The following is a 25,792-nucleotide window of genomic DNA, read 5'->3' as shown; positions in this document are numbered from 1 at the left end:
CCTGTCAATAACCTTTTTACAAATTTCGCGCTTTTTTCTCAAAAAACTGATTTTTCGTGATAAAATTTGCGTCAAAAGGCACTTTTAATGTAAAACAATATCTTATAAGTAACCGTTTGCACTTCTTCATTGACATCTAACCAAGTTTGTACTAACATAAGTTCTAATTTTTGATCCAGATAACGGAAACGTTTCACCAACATCAAAAAATATAATTCTTCTTTTTTTTAGAAAGGATGTTACGATGTCGAGTATTATAGATTCTTTTGTTCATCATATTAATGAGCAGCAATTAAACGTACATTCTGTTCGTGTATTGCAGAAAGGAATTACAATTGGAGCATGGGATCGCACCAGCGATATGCGCCGTTTACAGCATTCCGTCAGCAAATCCTTTACCTGTATGGCGATTGGACTGGCTTTGGATGAGGGCACACTTACACTTGAATCCAGACTAGGGGACTATTTTACATCACCAACCCCTGCTTCTCATTTAACAGCCTTCCCTCCTGCGGATCTCACCCTGTACGATTTGCTGCGAATGTCATCAGGGCATGACGTACCCGTGTTATGGGCAGAAGAGCGAGCTACCCTTCCTGAGAAAGATTGGGCTAAATATTACATGTCCCTTCCTTTAGACAGAGTTCCTGGTGAAACGTTTACATACAGCAGTGCAGATACGTTTATGATCTCTGCCATGTTCCAGGCTGCCGCTGGTCAAACTGTCAGGGACTATCTCATTCCACGGCTATTCGAGCCACTAGATATTTCAAATGTAGAGTGGGAGACTTCTCCCTTAGGTATTACATTGGGTTGTGCGGGCCTGCAACTCACTAACGAAGAATTAGGCCGATTTGGTCAATTATTGCTTCAGGAGGGCCGCTGGAACGGCAAGCAGCTCATTCCTGCGGAATGGATCCAATTGGCGACAACCCAGCAGATCCCTACGTCAGGAGAAGGCGATTGGGGACAAGGTTATGGTTATCAATTCTGGAGATGTTCCCATAACGCTTACCGTGCTGACGGCGCCAATGGTCAACTATGCGTTGTCCTACCAACGCTCGAGTCCGTCGTTGCCATCAATAGTGATGAACAAAATATGCAGGCCATTCTTGACAATGTATGGTTGGATATATTGCCTATTCTGGAGGGAAATATTTGAATATTCGAACAGCAGTTGTTACAGATTACCCGGATTTAAGAAACATCTATCTTGAATCGCGACACGCTCGCTTCCACTGGGCACATCCGGAAAACATGTCCTTGCAGGATTTTGACTCGGATACGGTGGATGAGCATATCATCGTGGCTGAAAATGAAGATGGACAGCTTCTCGGCTTCGCTTCGCTTTATCTTCCCGACAACTTTATCCACCTTCTGTTTATTCATCCCAGTTTTATCGGCGGGGGTACAGGCTCACGCTTACTTGAAGCATCAATTTCACTTATGCATCAGCCTATTCGATTGAAATGTGTATCGGACAACCATAAAGCGATTGGTTTTTACGAACGCAATGGTTGGAAAAAAGTCATTGAAGAAGGCAACCCCGGAGAAAAATATTGGGTGATGGAGTATGACACTAACAGCTGAATCCCATTTGCTTCTTCCTGTATGATAGAAGTGGAAGTGGATGTGGTTGTGGATATATTCTACCCACACAAAAAAAGTATCATGGCCATCAGAGGTCATGATACTTTTTATTTTGTTTACCCGTGCTGTGGAAGCTGGGTCATTTCATCTAAACATTGTGCGCATATGTAACGCTCTTTGAACTCATTGACTTCTTCCATCGATCCACAAAAAATACATTTTGGACGGTATCTCTCCAGAATGATATGGTCCCCTTGTACTAAGATCTCTACAGGATCTCCCTCATTCATTTGATACCTTTTACGCAAAGATTTAGGCAATACGATCCTACCCAATTGGTCAACTTTGCGAACGACTCCAGCTGGCTTCATAGCTACGGCACACCTCTCCTATCTTACTCTAAATTTCTAGGTACATTTGTACTATGTTTATTAATTCGCCAACATTTTGTCGAATCCTGCTGGAAATAAACATTTTTTGTCCTTTTTTTTGAAAAATGTTTTTTTAGCGAATTCTAACCGTCACTTATGCGCGAATAGGATTAATCCAGACCCGGGAATTGAAGTTGACGCAATGCCTCATACACAATAATTGCTGCTGAGTTGGACAAGTTTAATGATCTGACGTCACCTGTCATCGGCATTCTCATACAAGTTTCCGGGTTAGCAGCTATCAATTCCGGAGGAAGGCCTTTTGTCTCTTTACCAAACACCAGGAAGTCTCCATCCTGAAAATTAAAATCACTATAGCGATTTTTCGCCTTCGTGGTTGCGTAGAAAAAACGCCCTTCAGGATACTTTTCCTGAACTTCGGAAAACGAATCATGATATTCAATATGAACGGCATGCCAGTAATCCAGACCCGCACGTTTCAGTGTGGCATCATCCGTACGGAATCCGAGTGGACGCACGAGATGCAAATGTGTGCCAGTAGCTGCACATGTACGGGAAATATTGCCCGTATTTGCTGGAATCTCCGGTTCAACCAGAACGATATGTAAAGCCATATGTGTTCAATCTCCTTTTCATTTCATGTAGATGACAATTCTCTAATCTTAAAGAAAAGCCCTCCACACGTCAATGTGGAAGGCTCTGGTAAAACACAAGTATGAGTGCTTGCATTCATAACTTCCTGCCAGTTTCTTTAACCATTTGTCTTCTGGAAGTGGCTCATGAAGTCCGTAAGTGCTTTAACACTTTCATATGGAGCAGCATTGTAAATGGAAGCACGCAGGCCACCCACACTACGATGCCCTTTCAGACCTACAAAACCTTCTTGCTCGGAAGCCTTGATAAACCGCTTCTCCAAATCCTCGTTAGCCAAGCGGAAGGTCACATTCATCAAGGAACGATCTGCCTGATCTACACAACCACGGTAGAAGTCTCCAGAGGAATCGATAGCGTTATAGAGCAGTTCTGCTTTCTTCACGTTCTTTTGTTCGATTCCAGCCAATCCGCCTTGTTCCTCGATCCATTTCAGAACCTCATTCACCATGTAAACGGAGAAGGACGGTGGTGTATTATAGAGAGAATTATTGTCCACATGTGTACTGTAACGAAGCATGGTCGGAATCGTTTTTGGAGATTCACTCACCAGTTCTTCGCGAGCGATAACAACCGTAATTCCGGATGGGCCCAGGTTCTTCTGTGCACCCGCGTAGATCATGCCGAATTGATTCAAATCAAACGGTTTGCAGAAGATGTCACTTGACATGTCGGCAATAAGCGGAACTGAACCGGTATCCGGGAATGACTTGAACTGCGTTCCCTCAATCGTTTCGTTAGAAGTCAAATGAACATAAGCTGTACGATCCGGTAAGCTAAGATTCGACACATCCGGCAATCTCATGTATTTATCTGCTTCGGAAGATGCAGCGACCTGTGTCTCCCCAATCAGTTTCGCCTCAGACAGTGCCTTCTTCGCCCAGCTGCCTGTCATGACATAACTGGCTGTCTGCCCTTCCCCAAGCAGGTTCATCGGCAGCATGGCGAACTGAGTGCTGGCTCCGCCCTGCAGGAAGAGGACCTTGTATCCCTTGGGATTCCCTAGCAGAGACAACAAACGCTCCTGAGCTTCATTATGTACAGATTCGTACACCGCTCCACGGTGAGACATCTCCATAATCGACATTCCTGTATTCCGAAAATCAACAAATTCTGCCTGAGCACGCTCCAGAACCTCAAGCGGCAATGCCGCAGGTCCTGCATTAAAATTATACGCTCTCTTTGTCACAAAATCCCCCGCCCTTTCCATCCGTAGCTTACATATGAAGTGAATATTATCGCTATGATATCAGTATTCCTTATCTGCTTCAAGGGCAATAAGCACCGAAGCAGCGAATCAGGGTTATCAAATTCCTTTATCACCCTGCAAAGTTAATGCACTACATCGTTCAATTCAAGGAAAAGCCTCCGAGAGCGAGTCCCGGAGGCTTTACATTGGGAACAGTTTCTGTTCCGACCGGATTAACAGTCGAAGTAGAGGCTGTACTCATGCGGATGAATGCGAATTGCTACGGCTTTCGCTTCGTCACGTTTGAGGTTGATATAGTTCTCGATGAATTCTTTTGTGAAGACGCCGCCTTCAGTCAAGAATTCGTTGTCCGCTTGCAGAGCATCAAGCGCTTCTTCCAGGGAAGCTGGTACGCTGCGGATATTTTCTTTGTCTGCATCAGACAAATCATAGATGTTTTTGTCGAGCGGACCATATCCAAGCTCAGTTGGATTGATTTTGCGTTTGATTCCATCCAGACCCGCCATCAACATTGCAGCGAACGCCAGATAAGGGTTAGCTGTGGAGTCTGGTGTACGGAACTCGATACGACAACCTTTTGGTGTCACAGCTGCAACCGGAATACGTACGGCTGCCGAACGGTTACCTTTGGAGTATACCAGGTTAACCGGTGCTTCATAACCAGGTACGAGACGTTTGAATGAATTCGTACTAGGGTTAGTCAAAGCAATCAGAGCTGGTGCGTGGTACAGAATTCCTCCGATGTAGTGCAGAGCCATTTCGCTCAGGTTTGCATATCCCGTTTTGTCATAGAACAATGGGGAATCGCCATCGAAGATGGATTGGTGAACGTGCATTCCGCTACCATTATCACCAAACAGTGGTTTTGGCATGAATGTTGCTACTTTACCATATTGACGTGCAGTGTTATGCACGATGTATTTGTATACAAGCAGGTTATCTGCTGTTTTCTTCAACGTATCAAAACGGAAGTTGATTTCGGCTTGACCTGCTGTCGCCACTTCGTGGTGATGACGCTCGATCGAGAGACCCGCTTCTTCCAAAATGCGACACATTTCACTACGAATATCTTGTTGTGTATCCACTGGGGCTACAGGAACATATCCGCCTTTCGTGCGAACTTTGAAGCCCAGGTTACCGCCATCTTCCTTACGGTTGGTGTTCCAAGAAGCTTCTTCGGAATCTACGAAATAGGAAGAGCTGTTCGTGCCGCTCTCATAACGTACATCGTCGAAGATGAAGAACTCGGATTCAGGTGCGAAGAATGCAGCTGTACCTACTCCGCTTTCTTTCAGGAACTCTTCCGCTTTCACTGCAATACCGCGTGGATCACGCTCATAACGCTCGCCATCCGGAGTGAAGATATCACACATAATATTCAATGTAGGGTGTGCTGTGAACGGATCAACATAAGTTGATTCAGGATCTGGAATCATAACCATATCGGACTCTTCGATTCCGCGGAAACCTGGAATAGAAGAACCATCAAAGGCTACTCCATTCACAAAAGTGTCTGCGTCAACTGCCGAAGCTGGTAACGAAATGTGATGCGCACGACCAGATAAATCTACAAAACGAAAATCTACCCACTCGATATTGTTCTCTTGAATTGATTTCAATACGTTTTCAACCGACATGTATTCGTCCTCCCAAATATTCCGAACATTAAACAACCCCGCTAAGAAAATGTCCATATTCGAATTTTTTTCTGTCGTCATTATAAAATCCCAAATGTGACATCGTCAATACTTATGTAAGGTATTTTTTGCGAGTATGTAAGCTATGCTAACATTTTATAAACCTACTTACTTCACTTAACAACGTATATAAACTAGATTTAACTGGTTTAATGCGGTAAAGCAGGGGTATATTTACCCTAAATTATGGAAATAACATTACATCATAAATGTTTCTTATCACCTATGATTAATAAATGCGTTCAAAGCTCTAAATAACACAAAAACCGGACATTTTGCCCTAGCTCCATTCTCATTGAACGGAGCTAGGGCAAATGCCCGGAAGATATATATTCCCTATACTATGAAGATCAATTATACACCTACACGAGCCGGAAAGAAATCCGCTGGTTGCTTGGCTGTATTAAATGTTTTACCCACGATTGGTGCCAATTTCTCCAGATCCTGAAGCAGGTTGGCAAATTGGTCAGGGAACAGAGACTGTACGCCGTCACCCGTCATGGAGTTATCCGGGTCCGTATGCATCTCGATAATTAGGCCGTTAGCACCAGCAGCAACAGAAGCCTTCGTCATCGGTTCAACCAGCTCACGGCGACCCGTACCATGACTTGGGTCCGAAATGACTGGCAGATGACTGAGAGACTGCAGGACAGGGATCGCCGAGAGATCGAGCGTATTACGTGTGTAGGATTCGAATGTACGAATACCACGCTCACACAGCATTACATTCGGGTTGCCACCCGCAAGAATGTATTCAGCGGCATTCAACAGCTCATCATACGTTGCACTAAAGCCACGTTTCAGCAATACCGGTTTGCCACACTCACCCAATTTACGTAACAAATCGAAGTTTTGCATATTACGTGTACCTACTTGCAGAATGTCTGCGTACTCGGCACAGATATCCACATATTCAGGCGTCATGACTTCTGTAATCGTCAGCAGGTCATGTTTCTTGCCTGCTTCAGCCATCATGATCAGACCTTCAACACCCGTTCCCTGGAAGCTGTACGGACCTGTACGCGGCTTAAATGCACCACCGCGCAGCACCTGTCCGCCGGCAGCCTTAACCAGTCCGGCAATCTCATCAATCTGTGCAGCTGATTCAACTGCACAAGGTCCGCCCATAACGACGAGTTCTTTCCCGCCAATATCTACACCTTTGATCGAGATCACGGTATCTTGAGGATGGAAATCCCGGCTTGCCAATTTGTAGGACTTCGAAATCTTGACGACATTCTCCACGCCTTTCATTTGACGGAGATGTTCAGCCATTTTCGGCTCTACTTTACCAATAAGGCCAATGATGGTGCGGTCCTCTCCACGCGAGATATGAACCTGAAGTCCTTCCTTTTCAATTGCAGCGACGATATCCTGAATATGTTCCTCCGGAGTAGCTTTACCTGCGATAACGATCATTATAAATCCCATCCTTCCTTGTATGAGAGCGCCTTAAGCGCGTCTGATTTAATCCCCAAAACTCTTCTTCACTTAAACGCTTGTTCGCTTTTAAGCTTTTAACCACTAAAGTAAATATAACATATTCACCCTTTTCAGTCAAGCCAACTCTTATCCCCCTCAAAAAAAAGAATCCTACAGTCAGTCACCGGATTTCGGCTCTGTGCTGCAAGATTCTTATATTAATGTTTGTTTACGTCGTACGAGTCTTTTCCCTTACAGGAGGCAGTAGCTTGCTCATATTCACCGTACGTTTGATTTCCCATGTTTCCGGCTTATCATGTTCATACTGCTCCAGATACAAAATGACTTCCTTTGTAATCGGTGTTGGCGTAGAAGCACCTGAAGTAACTGCCACTTTATTCACACCTTGCAGCCATTCCTGCTGAATCTCTGCCACATCTGATACTCGATATGCCGTTACACCCGCAATTTCCTCCGATACTTGTGCAAGTCGGTTGGAGTTATTACTGCGAGGATCACCTACAACGATGACCAGATCTGCCTGCCCTGCTTGCTCAGCAACAGCTTCCTGACGAACTTGGGTAGCCAAGCATATCTCATTATGAATCTCTGCGCCTGGATACTTCTCCAGAAGACGGCTCATAATGTGTTTAATGTCCCATTGACTCATCGTTGTCTGATTTGTGATAAGAATTTTGCCAGGAGGTACGTTCAGTCCGTCAATCTCCTCTTCCTTCTCGATCAGATGAACATGATCAGGTGCAACACCAACCGCACCTTCCGGCTCTGGGTGGTTCCTTTTCCCGATATAGATAATGTCATACCCTTCAGCCGTCTTCTCCCGAATAAGGTCATGGGTTTTGGTTACATCCGGACAAGTTGCATCCACCGTAGTCAGACCTTTATCACGTGCCATCTTGCGCACTTCCGGAGATACACCATGGGCTGTAAAGATCACTGTTCCGCTCTCTACCTGGCTCAAAATATCAATCCGGTTCGGTCCATCCAGTGTAATAATGCCCTCATCTTCAAAAGAGTCCGTCACATGTTGGTTATGCACAATCATACCCAATATATAAATAGGCCGTGGTAGGTCCAGATTGCGTGCCGCCTGGCGCGCGAGCACCATCGCATCCACAACTCCGTAACAATATCCCCGCGGCGAAATTCGCAGTACTTCCACTTGGTTGCCACCCGCTTTCTTTCTCGGCAAAGATAGCCGATGTAATTGCAGTCCTGTCTATTATAACCTTATTCGATAGGCGGAGCAAAGACAACCGGCAGCCAAATGATAAAGGTCGTTCCTTCTCCACGTCTGGTTACAACCTCGACAGATCCCTGGTGTTCCTCAATGATCCACTTGGCGATCGACAGTCCCAGACCTATACCTGGTGTGGCACCGCGGGACTCATCCGCCCGATAGAACCGGTCAAAGATAAATGGAACTTCATCCCGATCCATTCCAATTCCCGTATCACTGATACGTAGTCCTACCTGACCTTTATAAAGTATTGCATCAAGCGTGACCGAGCCATCTGGAGTGTACTTGAAGGCATTCTCGATAAAAATAAACAACATTTGCTGCAAATAGTCCTTGCTGCCGTTTACATATATACCGTTCAGAATCGATAAATCGCCTGGACGCCATTCTGCCTGGTGGTCAAGGAATTGTGATCTGCGAGCCACTTCCTGCACCAGAATCTGCAACGGAATCGGATTCAGCTCGATTTTCTGTCCTGTATCCGCTCTCGCCAATGACAACATGTCACTGATCAACCTGCTCATCCGTTTACCTTCATCCGCCATATCCTCTATCGCTTCAAGCGACATTTGTTTCACCGTTTCTTCATCCAGATTCGGTCTGTCCGTGCTCTCCTGATCCCACAGCTTCTTGAGGAAATCGACATTTCCACGAATAGTGGTCAGCGGGGTTCGCAGCTCATGTGAGGCATCAGATACAAATCTGCGCTGAGCTTTATTCGTCTCCTCGAGCCCTCTGAATGACAGCTCTGTCCGTTCAAGCATATTATTGACTGTTTCAATCAGACGTCCAATCTCATCCATAGGACCCGTGTATTGAATACGCACACTAAGGTCATCCCCGGACTGAATCTGATTGGCCGCATCAATCACATTGACGAGCGGACGCATGGATTTGCGAGCCAGAATCAGCCCCGAAGTAATGGCAAGTGCCATTGCAACAAGCCAGCCAAAAACCAGAATATTTCGCAGAGCTTCCAGCAATCGTTCCTGGGAACTAACATTGGCGCCGACTTGAAGGAGCCCTCTTATTTCATTGGTTCCCTGAAGAGACAGGGGCTGTTGATTCACCAAGAAAGGGGTCCCATTCACATAGATCTTGGATATTCCACGTTTTTTCTGGATCTCATTGGATTTCACAACAGGAAATTGAATCTGAAGCTTCTCCATATTGCCTGAGATTTTACCCGATCGGCTCTGGTAATCCCATAACTGGATGTAGATCTGAGCTTCCTGAAGCTGGCTTTCCGTAAAAGGGTCCAGGTCCAGCGACTGTGAAAGCGGATTGACACCAATCTGATTCGTAATTCGTTCACTTTTATCTTTTAGTTGCTGTTCCACTTCTTGATACGTATTAAAATAAACAAAAGCGTAGATCACAACTCCCCAAAAAATGAGCACGGCTGCCAAGATGCCTGAATACCACGCGGTTAATCTTAACCGAATGGACATGTCAGGAGTCACCTCTCAAAATATAACCGGCTCCCCGGATCGTCTGGATCAAACGTTTGCCGCCGTATTCTTCAGTTTTTTGTCTGAGCATGGCAATATACACTTCGAGCACATTGGACTCACCACTGTAATCATAACCCCAGATTTTATCCATAATCAGATCACGGGAAAGCACACGTTTCGGATTCTGCATGAACAGATTCAGCAATTCGAACTCCTTGGCAGTCAGTTCCAGACGCTGACCGTCCCGCAAAACCTCACGAGAATCATTATCGAGAATAATATCCTCATACATAAGACGATTATCAGGCGTGTCTGCAATATCCGCTTTACGACGCAGTAACGCACGGACACGAGCCAATAATTCTTCAAGTGCAAACGGCTTCACCAAATAATCATCTGCACCTGTATCAAGTCCGGTTACCCTGCTCTGTACTTCATCTTTGGCAGTGAGCATCAGCACGGGTACCTTACTTCCCGCTTCTCTCAGTCTGCGGCATACTTCAAACCCGTCAATTTGCGGCATCATGACATCAAGAACCACGATATCCGGCTCTTTATCCATCAGCTTACTGAGGCCCTCTGCCCCATTCGAAGCTGTCTGTACATCATATCCTTCAAAAGCAAGTCCCCGCCGAAGCATGGACACGATTTTTTCATCATCATCAACAATCAGAATAGTTGAGCGCATGGTCTTTCTCCTTTATCCCTTAACGTTTTAATCTTATTGTAACAGCCAAAAGCGCAATCTGCATCTTCTCCAAACACCTGTTGCTTTTCAAGTCCACCTAGCTGGAGTACAAGCGTATGTAAGGTAAAAAAAGCGAAAGGGCACTCGAACCCTTCCGCTCTTCTAACCTTATTCTATAACTCATAATTCGGCATTATGGTTGTTGTTGCTGTTGTTCCGTCGTTTGTGTGGTATCATAATCGTTTTTGTTGCCGATTTTGATTTTCAGATCCATTTTTTTGCCGTCCCGAACAACATTCAGTGTTACTTCACTGCCGATTTTCTGTTTCTTGATGAAATCAATCAAATCCTGGCTTGTGCTGTATGCCGTACCATTGGCACCTGTGATGATGTCATAAGCACGCAGGTCTGCTTGGTAAGCAGGAGATTGATAGATCGTGCTGGCTACAACTGAACCTTCAGTGATATCTGTCCCCATCTGTTTAGCCACTTCAGGCGTAAGGGCCATCAGAGATGCACCAATGAACGGTACGGGCTCTTTGGGCACTTCTTTGTTTTCTTTCAGATATTTAACCGCATCCGAGATTACACTCGAAGGAATGGCAAACCCAATACCCTGTGCATCCGCACTAACGGCAACGTTCATACCGATAACTTCGCCATTCAGATTGAGCAGCGGTCCACCGGAGTTACCTGGATTGATGGAAGCATCCGTTTGTAACAAGTGGCTGTACTCACGAGTTTTGCCTGTTTCTTCGTCTGGAATGCTAATCGTACGTTCTTTTGCACTCAATACACCTGCAGTAACGGTGTGTTCGAATCCTTCCGGGTTACCAATAGCTACAAGCCATTCGCCAACTTGTGTACTGTTGGAATCACCCAGAGGAGCAACAGGGAACGCATCATCCCCACTGTTTTTCTCGATTTTCAATACAGCAAGGTCAAGGTCAAAGCTGCTTCCCAGCAATTTCGCTTCATAAGGCTTGCTGTTGTTCTCCAGCGTTACCTGAATCACATCTGCACCCTGAACCACGTGTTGGTTCGTCAGAATGTAACCTTCTTTGTCAAAAATAAATCCGGAGCCAATGCCGAGTGGAACCAACTGATTGCTGCTTTGTTGTTGCTGCTGATTATTTTGGCCTTGGTAGCTATCAGTTCCGCCATTGCTTCCATTACCAAAGAAGTATTGGTACAATGGATCACTCAGCGTAGAACCACCCTGGCTGCTGCTGCGCGTAGACTGCTTGGCAAGTGTTTCGATTTTGACGACAGCCGGACTTGTACTCGTTACGACTGAGGATACATCCTCTTTGCCCGTTGGCAGTAATGACGCTGTCACGTTATTGCTGCTGCCTGAATTGGTAGGCGTAGATGACGGATTGGAGCTTTCATTTTCTGCACTTGTCAGCGCTTCCTGTGGTGTAAACATGTTTGTTCTGTCTGCTGTATACATCAGCACGGTAATGACCAGCATCCCGGCGATGAAAGAGAACAAAAGCGATCTTACGGAAGAACGTGGCCGACGGTTATTATAATTCCAATTGCCATTGTTCTTGCCGCCGTTCCCCTGATCTCCACCGTTACCGCCTGAACCATTGCCGCCGCCTCCTCTGGAGGACGTGTTGGCTTGATCAGATGAGTCGTTATTGTAATTACTGTAGTAAGTAGGTACGGGCTTCACGGGATCGGGTCTTGTAATCTCTACATTTCCTTCTTCACGTTGATTTTGGTCCCCATTGTAACCCGCTGTATCTTCTTGATTCACGGACTGAAAAGGTCCATAAGAATAATAATAAGAGGAATCGTCCGTCCCGGATGAATTGCGATTTTCCGCTTGTTTAGTTTCATTTTCCTCGTCATGACGGTTCGCTCTGTAATTACGTTCGTCCATGCCTCTCTACCTCCCAATCTCTTCTTCGCAAGAGATATTCTTTAACTGTCCTTATTTTGTACTTTAAACCTTAACCGTACCTTAAAAACAATTAAAAAGGAGATAAAAGCAGGCCGATATAGAACATTTTTCCCGCCAAATCTGCATTCTAACCCTTATTCTTCACCCAGCCCTGACGATGAGCGTAGATTGCCAGCTGTGTCCGATCGTCCATTTCACATTTCATCAACAGATTGCTTACATGGGTTTTGACGGTTTTGATACTAATATGTAGTTCTTCCCCGATGTCCTTATTGGTCTTGCCCTCTGCAATCAGCAAAAGCACTTCCTTTTCCCGTTCCGTCAGCCCTGATTCGTTCTCTCTTGCTGTTCGCTGCCTTATGCCACGGGTCAGTGCCTGTGATACATCGCCTGTCATCACAGGCATACCTCGGTATGCTCCTTGCAGAGCATAGATTAGCTCTTCGGCAGATACAGTCTTCAGTACATAACTAACAGCACCAGCTTCAATCGCTTGTACCACAAGGTCATCCTCCAGAAAGCTGGTCAGCATTACAATTTTCATCCCCGGAAATTCGGTCATAATCGCTAGAGTTGCTTCCGCACCATTCATCACCGGCATCATCAGGTCCATCAGAATCAGGTCAGGCCGTTCGTTTTCTCCCAGCTTGCGCAGCTGATTCAATGCATCCAGTCCATTACCGGCTTCCCCCATCACATGAAATGTAGGCTCCAGCATAAGATACGTTTTCAACCCCATTCGCACCATATCATGATCATCCACAATCATTACATTTACTTTTCCGCTCATTCCGTTTCCCCCTCTGGTTCTTTCGGGAATTTCGGGATGAAAACCCGCACCGTCGTCCCCGCTCCCGGCTTCGATATAATCTGAACCTGACCTCCAAGCTTCTCTGCCCGTTCACGCATCGTTGATAATCCGTATGAGCCAGGCCGCTCTGCTTGCTGCAAAAAACCCTGACCATCATCGCTAATGCTCATACTGATCTGATGTTCACTCTCTCGTAAGGACAAGCTGACCAGATTTGCTTCCGCATGTTTTACCACATTAGCGACCGCTTCCTGAATAACAAGAAACAGCTGGTGCTCGATGGCATCGGAAATTCCGCCATCCAGTTCCAGCTCTTTCACACCTTTGAGTCCATTCTGCCTGCAATAATCCGGGAACCAGCTATCCAGCGCTTCAGTGAGATCCCTTCCCTCCAGCTCCACCGGGCGAAGCTGTGCAATAAGTCCGCGCATCTGTCGCTGTGCGATATGTGACATCTGGATAAGTTGATCCAGCACCTTGCTGCCATGCTCGGGATTCATCTCCAGCAGACGCGGTAGAGAAGAAGCCGACATATGCATAGCGAACAGCTGCTGGCTTACCGTGTCATGCAAATCTCTTGCCATGCGTTTGCGTTCTTCAATCACTGCGCGTTCAGATGCCTGTTCCTTTTCAATGACTTCCTGCTCACCCAGCCGCTGAAGCAATCTCATTTTTTTCTCAATCGAATCCATCATGACATTGAATTCCTGATATACCCGCCCAAAGGAGGCATCATCTGCCTCAGGCATGCGAACGGTGAGATTACCCTTGGACACTTTCAGCATGTTGAGATCCAGAAGATCAATCTTGCGTTGAAGCCGCAGGGCGGCAATATACCCCGTGATTATGGTAGCCAGGAGAACAACAGCAACATAGGTCCACGCACGCTGTCGCCCTGTTCCCATCAGCACTTCCCCGTACAGCAGGTAAAACCCGCCCAAAGTAATGAGTCCGGTCAGCGCAAAATACATCATCAGTTCCCATTTATTGGCCTTGAGAATCGTTCGAATCATGCGTTAACCCACCTTATTCACTTTGACATCTCCAATAAAGACACTAACGACAATCCGTACTTTTTTTCCTGCTTCCCGATATTGCGGCGTCTCAGCCTGAGCGCTGCTAAGGAATCCACCCCGTTTTTGATTTAAGAGCGAAATGTCTCCAATAAAAGAATTCGTCGTCACGGTCACACCCAGATCCATATCTTCGGGTACAAATACCTTCACATCCCCGATAAAGGAGGAAATGTTAATTTTCGTCTCACCGTAGGGTATTTGTGCTTTCGTCAAATCAATAACCGTATCGCCAATAAATGCAGATATGTTCATCGGTTTCAGCGAGAACACTTCCTGTCCCATATACATATCGCCGATAAATGCTGATTTGTTAATCGTATTTCCATGGCCACCATAATAATTGGAATCATCATCATAGTGGTGGTGATGTTGATGTCCGTGTGATTTATGGTCTTCCTTATCTGAATAAAATGAGCCATGCTCATCATTCTTTTGTTCCTGTTTCGGTTTGCCAAATGTTTTCTCGAACTGTTCGTCAAACGAAGACGGCATTTCCAGGTCCTCAGGGGACAATGGCTTATAAGGTGGCTCCGATGGTGGAGGCGGTTGTGTTTGATCACGATGTTTCCGGTCACGACGACGGGGTCCGACCAGAACGAACAATCCCCCACCAATCAGCATCACCGGTATCAAGTAGCGAATGAACTCACCCATGGAATAGTCAATCCATCCCAGATTGCGTGCCAGAAAGTATCCACCGATGGCCAGTACAATGGCGGGTCCAATCAATGCATGACTCCCGTTGCGCCGAATCTCGGTCATACCTTTTACGCCCCACCAAATCAAAAATAACGGCCAATATGTTCTGAACATGTATCCAATATCTATGTCATAGCCCAATTGCCTGAACAATATTATTGCGCCAATCGCAATAAGAGGAATGCCAACCCACCAACGGTCACGTGTAGATCGTTTCATTGCTCATGTCTCCTTTGTCTGTATTCTGTATCCAGTTTACATCAGACTAGGATACGTTAACAGCGGCGGCAGATGGAATTGCTCTCGGTCTCCAGACGGAGGCGGAAGGATATTTCTGTAAAATATTAAAAACACCTTGGAGAATTCTCCAAGGTGTCTGTGCATTGATTTACTTTTGTGTTTTGCCTGTGTTCTCTGTACCAAACTCAGCATTGTATTTTTCATCAGGTGTTTGGAAGTTATCCTTCACTTTGTTTTGTTGCGCTTGTTTCACTTTACTTGCCACGCTCTCTTCTCCAAACTCTGCATTGTACTTCTCGTTTGGCGTTTGTGAACCTTGAGATTTCTTAGCCACGACAATCACCTCTCTCTTCATATTTACATTGCATATCTGCAACGCGGGGTTCGTCCCCAGAGAGTATTATGTGAAGAGTGCGCATGAGTTATTCATGAATTAAAATCATCATCAAACGGCCTTGTCCAGCCATGAATCCGGTACGGATTTATACACATCAATAGCTTCCGATAACTCTTCCAGCATTTTTTCAGTGCATTTTCCAGCACCTTGTTTGATCACCTGTACTTCGACGTCCTTTTTGCCCCATTCTTTATACACTTGCTTTGTTGTAGGGAAATAAAGATCAATTTTGTTGCCCTTGATCGCCGAGCCCGTGTCTGCAACGATGCCGTAACCGTATCCGGGAATATATAAAATGGAACCCAGTGGGAACAGCTTCGGATCAGCTGCAATCGTTGAGACGGTTTCTTTATCACGGCGCACTTTTACACCTGAATACGTAATTCCGTACTGTGGATGCTTTGGCCCTTTTCCGGTTGATTCCACCCCTGCAGTGTATCCTGTAGCCGTTACCTTGTGTGTATCCAATATCTGCTCTGTCCGTGGAGCGAGCACCGGCATGGATGGGTCAACTCCGGTCTGCTTCTCCGGAACTTCCGGCCGAGGAATAAAAATAGGCTGCGGTGACCACAAAAACCCCATATAAACCAAGGTTGTGAGTTGAGCCTGATCGCTGTATTCATAAACTGCCGCTTCTGAATGTACGCCTTCAAGCTCTCCTGAAGTTTCCCTGTGCCGATTCTCCACATACATGACTTCATTTTCCTCTTCAAAGGTGTATGCTTCTGCCTGATTCCAGCCTAAGACTATTCCAGTGAGCACTACACAGCAAGAGATGATGAACCTTATGTCTTTCTTCTGAATTAAGAATTGCTTTTTCATTATAGAACCTCCCCCTTACTGCAAAGGTTTTCCAAAATGAAAAAATTCTATACTTTTCACCTATTAAGGCTTTTAAAACGGATGTCCAGAAAATCTTAAAACAACAAAAAAACCGTCTGAACCATTGGATTTACTCCAATCTGATTCAAACGGTTTTCTATTATAGATGCCACAATTAGGATTACACCAGTCTTGTTGCAATCTCTTCTTTAAGCTGGGCTACAATTTCGTCCACAGGTTTCATGCCGATATCGCCTTCTCCACGTTTCCGCACAGATACACCCTCTGCATTACGTTCATTTTCACCAACCACGAACATGTAAGGCATTTTCTCAAGCTGTGCTTCACGGATTTTATAACCAAGCTTCTCGTTACGCAGATCCGCTTCAGCAGAGATGCCTGCACGTTTCAGCTTCGCTTCCACTTCACGTGCATAGTCATCGAAATTGCCGGATACCGGAATAACCTTCGCCTGCACAGGAGACAACCACAATGGCAGAGCCCCTGCAAAGTTCTCCAGCAAGAATGCAGTGAAACGCTCCATCGTACTGATTACACCACGGTGGATAACGACCGGACGATGTTTCTGGCCATCATCACCCACATATTCAAGCTCAAACCGCTCTGGCAAGAGGAAATCCAATTGAACGGTAGACAATGTCTCTTCTTTGCCCAGTGCTGTCTTAATCTGAACATCCAGTTTTGGACCGTAGAATGCCGCTTCGCCTTCTGCTTCATAGAATGGAAGGTTGAGTTCTTCCACAACTTCACGCAGCATGCGTTGGGACATCTCCCACATCTCGTCATTCTGGAAGTACTTCTCGGTATCCTGAGGATCGCGATAGGACAGACGGAAACGATATTCGTGAATGCCGAAATCTTTATAAACCGTTTGAATCAGTTCAATAACACGAGCAAACTCTTCCTTGATCTGATCCGGGCGTGCGAATATGTGCGAGTCGTTCAGCGTCATCGCACGTACACGGTGAAGACCTGTCAACGCGCCCGACATTTCGTAACGATGCATCATGCCAAGCTCGGCAATCCGGATCGGCAGATCACGGTAGCTGTGCATGCTGGACTTGTACACCATCATGTGGTGAGGACAGTTCATTGGACGAAGAACGAGTTCCTCATTGTCCATAACCATTTTCGGGAACATGTCTTCCTGATAGTGCTCCCAGTGTCCGGAAGTTTTGTAAAGCTCAACATTACCAAGCACCGGTGTGTATACATGCTGATATCCGAGGCTCTCTTCCAGATCCACGATATAACGCTCCAACGTCCGGCGAAGCTTGGCACCATTAGGCAACCAGATTGGCAGACCTTGTCCAACCAGTTGGGAGAATGTGAAGATTTCGAGTTCTTTACCCAGCTTACGGTGATCCCGTTTACGTGCTTCTTCCAGGAAATGCAGATGCTCATCAAGCTGTGCTTTTTTCACAAAAGCTGTACCGTAAATACGTTGCAGCATTTTGTTTTTGCTATCTCCACGCCAGTAAGCACCGGCAACATTCATCAGTTTGAACACTTTGATTTTGCTTGTGGATGGTACGTGTGGTCCACGACACAAGTCGAAGAATTCACCTTGCTCATAAATAGTGATGACACTGTCTTCCGGTAAGTCACGAATCAATTCGAGCTTGTATGGATCGCCCACTTCTTCGAAGATTTTAATGGCTTCCTCGCGGCTAACTTCCTTACGTACAATCGGCAAGTTCTCATTAACAATACGTTCCATTTCCTTCTCGATCTTTTGCAGATCTTCGGGATTGAGCGGTTGCTCCAGATCCATATCATAGTAGAAACCATCTTCAATCACCGGACCAACGCCAAGATGAACCTCTTTATTTCCGTATAAACGCTTCACAGCTTGAGCGAGCAAGTGAGCTGTACTGTGACGCATTACTTCCAGACCTTCTGGTGAATCGAGTGTTACGATTTCCACCAACGCTCCCTCATGAAGTGTTGTGGACAAGTCCACGACGATTCCATCCAGTTTGCCGGCTACGGCATTTTTGCGAAGTCCACTGCTAATCGAAGCGGCTACATCTTCAATGCTGCTTCCGTCGGCATACTCACGCACCGAACCATCGGGTAGTTTAATGTTAACTGCCATTTGTCTCATTCCTCCTGTAAATTCAACCTCTGTCCATGCATGATCATGGATGGATAATCTATTGCTGTTCCTTGGATTTTGGCAAAGGAACGCAAAAAACACCCGTCCCGGCAAAGGGACGAGTGTTGTATACTCTCGTGGTTCCACCCTAATTCAGCTGCTTTATCTATAATGATAATACAGCCCTCATTGGCATGACGGTAACGGGCATGACCCGGCATATCCTTACTCATGGATGACTACCTGATAAATAGAGGTAACCTTCATACTCCATTTTCAAAACTGCAGCTACAAAGGGGTAAACCAAACGTGGCATCCGGAGGAAATTTCAGCCTGGTTCCCTCTCTCTGCTCTGACCGTGCGTGTGGTTCTTGTCTTTGTCAACGCTTTTGCTTATTGTTCCATAATAACTTCTAATAAATCATGGATCAACAGTTATTATAATTGCCGAGATCACTTGCGTCAAGACCTGTCAACAATCCGGAGCGCAGCACTTCACACTCGGGACAATGATGGCATAATTGCACCTTGTCCTCAAAGATTTGACGGATCGTAGAGATGATGGACAGATCTGGAGTACGCGTATGCAGCATCACTTTTTCAGGAGAGATGGAGATCAGTGTGCTCACAATCATATCTTCGATATCCATTTCCAATTCTAGTCCAGGCATCTCAACAACGACCTGTTCATCTTTTTGTACGGGCAACGCATTAAGCGCAGCATCCAGTACCTGAAATTCATGTAAACCTTTGTGTATCAAATGTACAAGAGGTACTTTCGCTTCCTGAAAGAAGACAAAATACTTGAGCAGCCCCATAAATTCTTCATATTGACGATCCATCCAGAATTCATCAAGCGCATATTCTACCAGCTCATGAAGTTCCTGTTTATACTGCCGAATCCGGAAATTAAGGATGCCTTCAAGGTGAAAAAAATGAATCTCCTCCAAATCCTGCTTCAATCCATTGACCAAAGTGGTGCGGCGACGCTCACGCAGTCCTGGTTGATCCAAGTCACCATTGAATAATAAAGGCATGCATATCCGGTTTACCTTCTCCACCTCATGTTCATCCATAACTGAGCAGGCCTTGGAAATCATCTCTTCCACCATCACACGTTCTTGTGTATCCATGATGAAATCTGCAAGGCCAGCAGCGATCAAGTCACTGATCTGAGGCAGCCACTGCTGAAAGTCAGCGTGATTCTCGTTCCCTCTGCATACCCAGGCCGCTCTTCCGTCATTATGTTTGAAGGTAAGGCGAAATCCTCTTTTGCTTATATGTAAACCTTTGGTTTTTTCCTTCACACAACGATAAAATTGATCCGCTTCCTCTTGCCCTGATACATCGGTCCATACGGCGAACAGTTCCATAAGAATCACTCCTTTCCTTCCTGTTCAAAGTATATGGCAAGGCCGATAGGGATATACGAAGCGGATTGATGGAAAGCGTGTCATGATTTCTCAGTATATTATCAATTCGTTTGGAGTTAAGACAAAAATGTGTTATTATTTTTATAACAGTATGTTTCACGGAAAAGGGGGGAAGCCAAAATGAGACAACAACCAAGAATACTCCGTTACGCTTTTATTATCATTTTGTGCGTATTCCAAGCGTTGTCCTTCCCTATTCCGATGCAGTCGGAATCCGCTGTCGAGGTAACCGTTGAGACGACTTCCAACAAGGAAGTACTTGTCCACAACTTGGAGTCTCAACAAAAGCCTGCCATTCGCAAATACCCACAAGTCATGTCGAAGTTGATTGCGGTCACGCATAACAAACCTGTCTTTCTTGTGCTCGCTTTGTTGCTAATGCTGCGAATTCCTACACCGCGTCTGCCCTTTAAACCGTTGATTTGTCTGTTTAAACGCAGATTATTTCTGCTACCCATCAAATTCACCAGCATGTATGTATCTCCCACCCCTTCAGCACCAAAATACGTGAACGCTCTGAACTAGCCGTTATACCGTATTTGTAGGTTGCTTTGCATGGAGACACCTCTATCTGAAAGACGGTGTGCTTGTGCATAACTTATAACCCTTTTATCTAATGTAAGATATCAACAACCCATTTTCATAAAATAACACCTAGTTAATAACCATTATTTTGTTTTACCCATTTTCAGCAAAAATTCCAAACACAAGGCTGTGTGTCAGGAGTCCCTGGCTCTGTTTACCCGCATCTTTTAATGTTCCTAATAGCAGCAGATCATTCTATTTTCGGGAAATAAGCCTGTCTTCTGTGGCCAGCCCTCACTTTAAGGAGGCATACTAACCATGGATGTACGCGAAACAGATTTGCCGGGAATCGGCAAGAAATTTCAGATTGAAACGAGCAGTGGAGATAAAATTATTGTTATTATTCACGATGATGGTCGCCGGGAAATGTACCATTTTGAATACGACGATCCAGATCAAAGCATCTCCATGATCACGCTAGATGACTATGAGGCAAGACAGATTGCTGCCATCGTTGGTGGATTAACCTATAAACCAAAGCAGCTTGAAAATATTGAAGTAACGTTTGACGACCTGATTATTGAATGGTACAAAATCGAGCCATCCTTTGGATGCATCGGTAAATCTATTGGTGAACTGGACGTACGTCAAAACTCAGGGGCAACGGTTATTGCCGTTGTAGAGAAGAATCACAAAAAACATATCAGCCCCGGTCCGGAGGTCGTGATTAGTGCAGAGTCCACGGTAGTAGCCGTTGGCGAACGCAATCAGCAGAAGCTATTCAAATCCCTCCTCCTGACCGGAAGGGGGTGAGTCGATGGATCATTTGATATTCGAAGTAGGTCTGGCACTTGTGCTCATTGCAGCCGCCGGACTCTTATCCGCAAAACTGAGATTTTCGGTCGTTCCATTTTACATCCTGATCGGGATGGCCGTTGGACCTCATGCCATGAAAATCTGGCATCTGGACTTCCGTTTCATTGAAAGTCAGCCGTTTATTGAATTTATGGGACGAATCGGTATTCTCTTCCTGCTCTTCTATCTTGGACTGGAATTCTCGGTCGGTCGCCTGATCAAATCAGGTAAATCCATTGCAGTCGGCGGTTCCATCTATATTGGGATTAACTTCACGCTGGGATTGATTTTTGGTTTTGCTTCCGGTTTCCCAGCTGCCGAGGCACTTGTCATTGCCGGAATTACAACCATTTCATCCAGTGCTATCGTCGCCAAAGTACTCGTTGATCTGAAACGAACAGCGAATCCGGAGACGGAAATGATACTCGGAATTATCATGTTTGAAGATGTGTTTCTCGCAGTATATATCTCCATCTTGTCTGGACTTGTACTCAGTGATTCATCCTCCATCGGAGGTGTCATTGTATCCGCACTCATCGCGCTTGGTTTCATGCTCATTGTCATTATTCTTGGACGTAAAGCAACACCGCTGCTTAACAAGTTGCTTAAGATTCGCTCCAATGAATTGTTCTCCCTTGTGATTTTCGGTGCATTGTTCCTCGTAGCCGGTTTCTCCGAAACCATTCATGTCGCTGAAGCGATTGGCGCCTTGCTTGTTGGTCTGGTGCTGGCTGAGACAGAACATGCCAAACGGATTGAACATTTGATTCTGCCATTCCGTGATTTCTTCGGAGCTGTCTTCTTCTTCAGCTTTGGATTGTCCATCGATCCGTTGTCTCTTGGCGGTGAAGCTGTATGGCTTGCGTTGATTGCAGTTGTGCTCACACTATTCGGAAACTTCCTTGCAGGCATGCTCGCTGGCCGCAGTGCAGGGTTATCACCGAAAGCATCAGCCAATATCGGCTTGACCATTGTGTCACGTGGTGAATTCTCCATCATTATGGCCAACATGGGTAAAGCCGGAGGACTTCTCCCGCTGCTGCAACCATTCGCCGCACTATATGTACTCATTCTGGCCATCCTTGGACCGTTATTAACAAAAGAGTCCAAACATGTGTTCAGACTATTGGATAAAATATTTAAGTTCAAAGACCCTCGGAAGAAGAAAGAAGAACCGAAGGTTCTACAGAAAGAAGGATAACCCCCCTTGTCTGTTCAGAACAGACAATGTATCGTAATCGCGGCTCTACCGCCGATCTTTCTGCGAATAACCCAGGGAGAATAGCACGAAAGCCGCACAAAGGAGGATGACCTATGAAAGCACCTCTGATATCGGCTAATCCGGTGCCACAAACTGCCAGGACCAGAATATCATCTACCCGTCGCCTGTTGAATTTATTGTTTGTCATTGCGGGTGGTATTCTGGCCTCCGTGGGACTTGAACTGTTTTTACATCCCAATAAGATCATTATTGGCGGCATTACAGGCATCTCTTCATTATTCGCCCACTGGACCGAAATGAGGATTGGTTTGTTCCTGTTTTTGTTCAACGTTCCCTTTATTTTTCTGTCCTACAGACTCGTGCAAAAGAAATTTGTACTGGTCACTGTTCTGGGTTTGGTTGTCTTTTCGATTGGCGCCATTGTGCTTCATCCCATGCCGCCGCTTGTCGAACACCCACTGGCTGCCGCCATGTTTGGCGGATTATGTCTCGGTCTGGGGATCGGTTTAGTCGTGCGGTATGGTGGGACACTGGATACGCTGGAAATCGGTGATCCGTCCTCCCGTCCACCAGAACGCTTGTTTAGCGGGAAACGGATGCTTCTCGAAAAAATAATCATGCTGCTCAACTTGTTGATTCTAACCGCTGCCGGTGTTGTCTTTGGTTGGGATCAAGCGATGTACTCGGTAATTGCTTATCTCATTGCATATGAAATGGTATATATTGCATTCCGCGGATTCACAGCTAAGCGCAAAATCTGTATCTTAACCACGCAAAGCGCTCAAGTTGAAAAAGCTATCCGTACACGGCTGCGCCGTGAACCTGGAACATTGCATTCTTCAACGGAGCCAGGGCATCCTGCTGTCGCTGAAGGATGGATCCAGCACGTTCCCGGAGCGCTCTACTATGAGATTCATTTCCTCGAAATGATCTGGCTCAAATCCATTGTGCGTCATATTGATCCAAATGCAGGTATTGTGACGAACCCGGAGAAATAATCAGGCTAGGCAAACAAAAACTCTCTCTGATTCCTATGGATGTTAACCATTCATTCAGGATCAGAGAGAGTTTTTTTATTTATTCTTTTATAACTCCACTATCGCTTTCACTACATGCGAATCCGGTTGTAACCAGGTATCCATCGAATCAGGCAATTGTTCAAAACTCGCCCGGTGTGTAATGTAGCCATCCATGTTTAACTTCTTCTCCCGCAAAGTCGACATGACCTGGTCAAAGTCCTCCCGTGTTGCATTTCGGCTGCCCAGAATGCTCATTTCCCGCTTGTGAAATTCGGGATCATGAAAGGAAATATCGGCTTTGACCAATCCAACAAAAATTAATTGACCGCTATGAGCCACATATTGGATGGCATCATTCATCGATTGTATGTTTCCTGTTGCATCAAAGACAGCCGTCGCATAGTCCCCATCCGTGATTTCGGCAACTTTCTGTGCGGAATGTTCATTGGCTTGAACCAAAGCATCGACCCCAGCCCACTTGCGGCTAAGCTCCAGTCTGTCCAGATTCCGGTCAATGGCTATGACACGAGCACCCGCCTGTTTGGCAAATGCCATCACGCCAAGACCAATCGGTCCAGCTCCAATGACAACAACCTGATCTCCAGGCTTTAGATCTGCTCTTCTGACCGCATGAGCACCAATACTCAGCGGTTCTACCATCGCGGTTTCATCAAATGTAAGTCCTTCAGCTTGGATCAGATGAGAGACTGGCACTGCGATCCTTTCTCGCATGCCACCATCCACATGAACACCCATGACCTTCATGGACACACAACAGTTCGTTTTCCCTGATCGACAAGCAATACAATAACCACAATGCAAATATGGAATAATGCTCACCTGATCTCCGACCTTCAAGCCCGCTTCATTTTCCCCGATTTCTTCAATAATCCCGGCAAGCTCATGACCCAGTACACGAGGATAAGTGAAAAATGGCTGATTGCCTCTGTAAGCATGCAAATCTGTGCCGCAGATTCCAATTCGTCGGATGCTTATCAGCGCATCATTCTCGTTTCTAATGGGTTCAGCTATGTCTCGCAATGCCAAACGATTTATATTTTCACAAATAACCGCTCTCATTCCTGTTCCCCCTTCCGTGATGCTTGTGATTTCATGTTATGTTCAATGTTATATTCAGGGCGGCCGCTGACCCAGCTCTCATTATGAATTGGAGCCAGAATACGCAGCACCTCCGATAACAGTTCCTGGTCTAAAGGTTCCTCAATCCAGGCTGCATTGTTGCGGATATTATGTTCACTTGCACTGCTGACCAGTGTCGTTGGAATCTGTTCATTGGCTGTTGCAAACTGTACGGCAAGCTTTGCGATATCACTGCCTTGTTCAGCGCAGAACCGCGCCGCTTGCATACAAACCTGCTTCACACGCTCATCTGCAGGATGCCAGGCAGGAGTGCCTCTTGTGCTTAACAAACCCATGGAAAGAGGCGAAGCATTCACAAGGCCAATTTCTTTCTTTTCCAAAAGGGGCAGCAAGGACAGCAGTGAAGTATCATTCAATGCATAATGACAGTAGGAAATGATGGCGTCGGCATCAATCTGTGGCAATACCTTTTCGAATAACGGTAGCGGTAACCCACAAATTCCTGCATGACGAATGACTCCCTGCTCTTTCAGGTGGAGCAATGTTGGGAAAGCTTCTTCAATAATAATATCGGCCGGAACAAACTCAATGTCATGCAAGAACAGAATGTCGATATAATCGGTATGCAGTCTACGCAAACTCTCTTGTACACTGTCATGTATCCGCTTACGTGAAAAATCAAATACATTCTCCCCATAACGTCCGGCCTTGGTCGACAACGTAAACGAGCTGCGTGGCAAACTGCGGATGGCTTCTCCAAGTACGATTTCGGCTTTTGTTAATCCATAATAGGGCGAAACATCTATATAATTCATCCCTGCATCTACAGCAGCGTGAACCGTACGAACACCTTCACCTTGGTCTATATCACGAAATACCGAACCTAAAGAGGATGCACCAAAGCTTAATACAGGAACTTCCAGTCCCGTCTTTCCAAGTCTCCTTGTTTTCATCAGCTTGCCCCTTCCCAGCATGTCTTCTTACTCACGTGCCCTTTCATTGTAACAGTTCAATTCCAATATAAAATATCGCCAAATGCGTAATATGTACTGTTTGATGATCTGTGAATCATCGCTAGGTGTAAGAAAAATTAAAAAGTCCGCCAATCCCCTTATCAAAGAGTAATCAACGGACTTCGTATCCAAACTGACTAAGAATCTTATCGATTCAATTCATCAGCGTGATGTACTTTAAAA

Annotated in this window: 25 protein-coding genes; 6 read left to right on the top strand and 19 right to left on the bottom strand. The window is 45.6% G+C overall.

Annotation, left to right across the window (positions count from 1 at the left end; genetic code table 11):
- The first annotated feature begins 244 nt into the window (after positions 1-244).
- Positions 245-1,162, top strand: coding sequence for a serine hydrolase domain-containing protein (locus MHB49_RS10180; protein WP_405156035.1), 918 nt, complete (start codon positions 245-247; stop codon positions 1,160-1,162).
- Positions 1,159-1,590 (top strand): GNAT family N-acetyltransferase, encoded by a 432-nt coding sequence (locus MHB49_RS10175; RefSeq protein ID WP_405156034.1) that lies wholly within the window; start codon positions 1,159-1,161, stop codon positions 1,588-1,590. The genes MHB49_RS10180 and MHB49_RS10175 overlap by 4 nt, the downstream gene beginning before the upstream one ends.
- A 116-nt stretch (positions 1,591-1,706) precedes the next feature.
- On the opposite strand, the gene MHB49_RS10170 is transcribed toward MHB49_RS10175, so the two are convergent.
- The 17 genes from MHB49_RS10170 to MHB49_RS10090 form a co-directional block, all read right to left on the bottom strand.
- Positions 1,707-1,961, bottom strand: coding sequence for an AbrB/MazE/SpoVT family DNA-binding domain-containing protein (locus MHB49_RS10170; RefSeq protein ID WP_024629045.1), 255 nt, complete (start codon positions 1,959-1,961; stop codon positions 1,707-1,709).
- A gap of 170 nt (positions 1,962-2,131) precedes the next feature.
- Entirely contained in the window at positions 2,132-2,596 is a 465-nt protein-coding gene (gene trmL / locus MHB49_RS10165) for a tRNA (uridine(34)/cytosine(34)/5-carboxymethylaminomethyluridine(34)-2'-O)-methyltransferase TrmL (RefSeq protein ID WP_247901698.1), read from the bottom strand.
- 137 nt (positions 2,597-2,733) lie between these two features.
- Positions 2,734-3,822, bottom strand: a complete 1,089-nt coding sequence (gene serC / locus MHB49_RS10160) for a 3-phosphoserine/phosphohydroxythreonine transaminase (protein WP_405156033.1) — start codon at positions 3,820-3,822, stop codon at positions 2,734-2,736.
- A 233-nt stretch (positions 3,823-4,055) separates the two neighbouring features.
- Complete coding sequence (glnA, locus tag MHB49_RS10155) at positions 4,056-5,480, bottom strand: type I glutamate--ammonia ligase (protein WP_405156032.1); 1,425 nt, start codon at positions 5,478-5,480, stop codon at positions 4,056-4,058.
- Between the two features lie 414 nt (positions 5,481-5,894).
- Positions 5,895-6,959: a 3-deoxy-7-phosphoheptulonate synthase gene (aroF, locus tag MHB49_RS10150; RefSeq protein ID WP_405156031.1), complete on the bottom strand. Its 1,065-nt coding sequence runs from the start codon at positions 6,957-6,959 to the stop codon at positions 5,895-5,897.
- Between the two features lie 232 nt (positions 6,960-7,191).
- A complete protein-coding gene (locus MHB49_RS10145) occupies positions 7,192-8,145 on the bottom strand; it encodes a 4-hydroxy-3-methylbut-2-enyl diphosphate reductase (protein ID WP_405156030.1) in 954 nt (317 codons plus the stop codon).
- 68 nt (positions 8,146-8,213) lie between these two features.
- Positions 8,214-9,674 carry a sensor histidine kinase gene (locus MHB49_RS10140; RefSeq protein ID WP_405156029.1) on the bottom strand — a complete coding sequence of 487 codons (1,461 nt, stop codon included), beginning with the start codon at positions 9,672-9,674 and terminating at the stop codon, positions 8,214-8,216.
- Position 9,675: 1 nt separating this feature from the next.
- A complete protein-coding gene (locus MHB49_RS10135; protein WP_109999564.1) occupies positions 9,676-10,365 on the bottom strand; it encodes a response regulator transcription factor in 690 nt (229 codons plus the stop codon).
- 193 nt (positions 10,366-10,558) lie between these two features.
- Positions 10,559-12,256, bottom strand: coding sequence for a S1C family serine protease (locus MHB49_RS10130; protein WP_405156028.1), 1,698 nt, complete (start codon positions 12,254-12,256; stop codon positions 10,559-10,561).
- Positions 12,257-12,404: 148 nt separating this feature from the next.
- Complete coding sequence (locus MHB49_RS10125) at positions 12,405-13,067, bottom strand: response regulator (RefSeq protein WP_405156027.1); 663 nt, start codon at positions 13,065-13,067, stop codon at positions 12,405-12,407.
- Positions 13,064-14,101 carry a sensor histidine kinase gene (locus MHB49_RS10120; protein ID WP_247901693.1) on the bottom strand — a complete coding sequence of 346 codons (1,038 nt, stop codon included), beginning with the start codon at positions 14,099-14,101 and terminating at the stop codon, positions 13,064-13,066. The genes MHB49_RS10125 and MHB49_RS10120 overlap by 4 nt, the downstream gene beginning before the upstream one ends.
- Before the next feature lie 3 nt (positions 14,102-14,104).
- Entirely contained in the window at positions 14,105-15,082 is a 978-nt protein-coding gene (gene liaF / locus MHB49_RS10115) for a cell wall-active antibiotics response protein LiaF (protein WP_405156026.1), read from the bottom strand.
- Between the two features lie 169 nt (positions 15,083-15,251).
- Complete coding sequence (locus tag MHB49_RS10110; protein WP_247901691.1) at positions 15,252-15,437, bottom strand: hypothetical protein; 186 nt, start codon at positions 15,435-15,437, stop codon at positions 15,252-15,254.
- A 111-nt stretch (positions 15,438-15,548) separates the two neighbouring features.
- Entirely contained in the window at positions 15,549-16,082 is a 534-nt protein-coding gene (locus tag MHB49_RS10105) for a 3D domain-containing protein (protein ID WP_247903091.1), read from the bottom strand.
- 421 nt (positions 16,083-16,503) lie between these two features.
- Positions 16,504-18,441, bottom strand: a complete 1,938-nt coding sequence (gene thrS, locus MHB49_RS10100; RefSeq protein WP_405156025.1) for a threonine--tRNA ligase — start codon at positions 18,439-18,441, stop codon at positions 16,504-16,506.
- A gap of 5 nt (positions 18,442-18,446) precedes the next feature.
- Positions 18,447-18,674: a hypothetical protein gene (locus MHB49_RS10095; RefSeq protein ID WP_247901689.1), complete on the bottom strand. Its 228-nt coding sequence runs from the start codon at positions 18,672-18,674 to the stop codon at positions 18,447-18,449.
- Positions 18,675-18,869: 195 nt separating this feature from the next.
- A complete protein-coding gene (locus tag MHB49_RS10090; protein WP_405156024.1) occupies positions 18,870-19,814 on the bottom strand; it encodes a putative sporulation protein YtxC in 945 nt (314 codons plus the stop codon).
- Between the two features lie 180 nt (positions 19,815-19,994).
- Between MHB49_RS10090 and MHB49_RS10085 the strand changes: the two genes are divergently transcribed.
- The 4 genes from MHB49_RS10085 (at position 19,995) to MHB49_RS10070 (ending at position 23,474) form a co-directional block, all read left to right on the top strand.
- Complete coding sequence (locus MHB49_RS10085) at positions 19,995-20,399, top strand: hypothetical protein (protein ID WP_405156023.1); 405 nt, start codon at positions 19,995-19,997, stop codon at positions 20,397-20,399.
- Between the two features lie 318 nt (positions 20,400-20,717).
- The gene (locus tag MHB49_RS10080; RefSeq protein WP_247901686.1) at positions 20,718-21,212 is read left to right on the top strand and encodes a cation:proton antiporter regulatory subunit; all 495 of its coding nucleotides are present in this window, start codon (positions 20,718-20,720) and stop codon (positions 21,210-21,212) included.
- 4 nt (positions 21,213-21,216) lie between these two features.
- Positions 21,217-22,455, top strand: a complete 1,239-nt coding sequence (locus MHB49_RS10075) for a cation:proton antiporter (protein ID WP_090895207.1) — start codon at positions 21,217-21,219, stop codon at positions 22,453-22,455.
- Positions 22,456-22,568: 113 nt separating this feature from the next.
- Positions 22,569-23,474: a YitT family protein gene (locus tag MHB49_RS10070; protein ID WP_405156022.1), complete on the top strand. Its 906-nt coding sequence runs from the start codon at positions 22,569-22,571 to the stop codon at positions 23,472-23,474.
- A gap of 87 nt (positions 23,475-23,561) precedes the next feature.
- Here the strand turns inward: MHB49_RS10070 and MHB49_RS10065 are convergent, their stop codons facing one another.
- Both MHB49_RS10065 and MHB49_RS10060 read right to left on the bottom strand, forming a co-directional pair.
- Positions 23,562-24,575 carry a zinc-binding alcohol dehydrogenase family protein gene (locus MHB49_RS10065; protein WP_405156021.1) on the bottom strand — a complete coding sequence of 338 codons (1,014 nt, stop codon included), beginning with the start codon at positions 24,573-24,575 and terminating at the stop codon, positions 23,562-23,564.
- Complete coding sequence (locus MHB49_RS10060) at positions 24,572-25,549, bottom strand: aldo/keto reductase (RefSeq protein ID WP_405156020.1); 978 nt, start codon at positions 25,547-25,549, stop codon at positions 24,572-24,574. Before MHB49_RS10060 ends, MHB49_RS10065 begins: the two co-directional genes overlap by 4 nt.
- Positions 25,550-25,792: the final 243 nt, after the last annotated feature.

Origin of the sequence: Paenibacillus sp. FSL K6-0108 (assembly GCF_045040695.1) — a bacterium.
Lineage (GTDB): Bacteria > Bacillota > Bacilli > Paenibacillales > Paenibacillaceae > Paenibacillus > Paenibacillus pabuli_B.
This window is presented reverse-complemented; position numbering and strand designations above follow the sequence as displayed.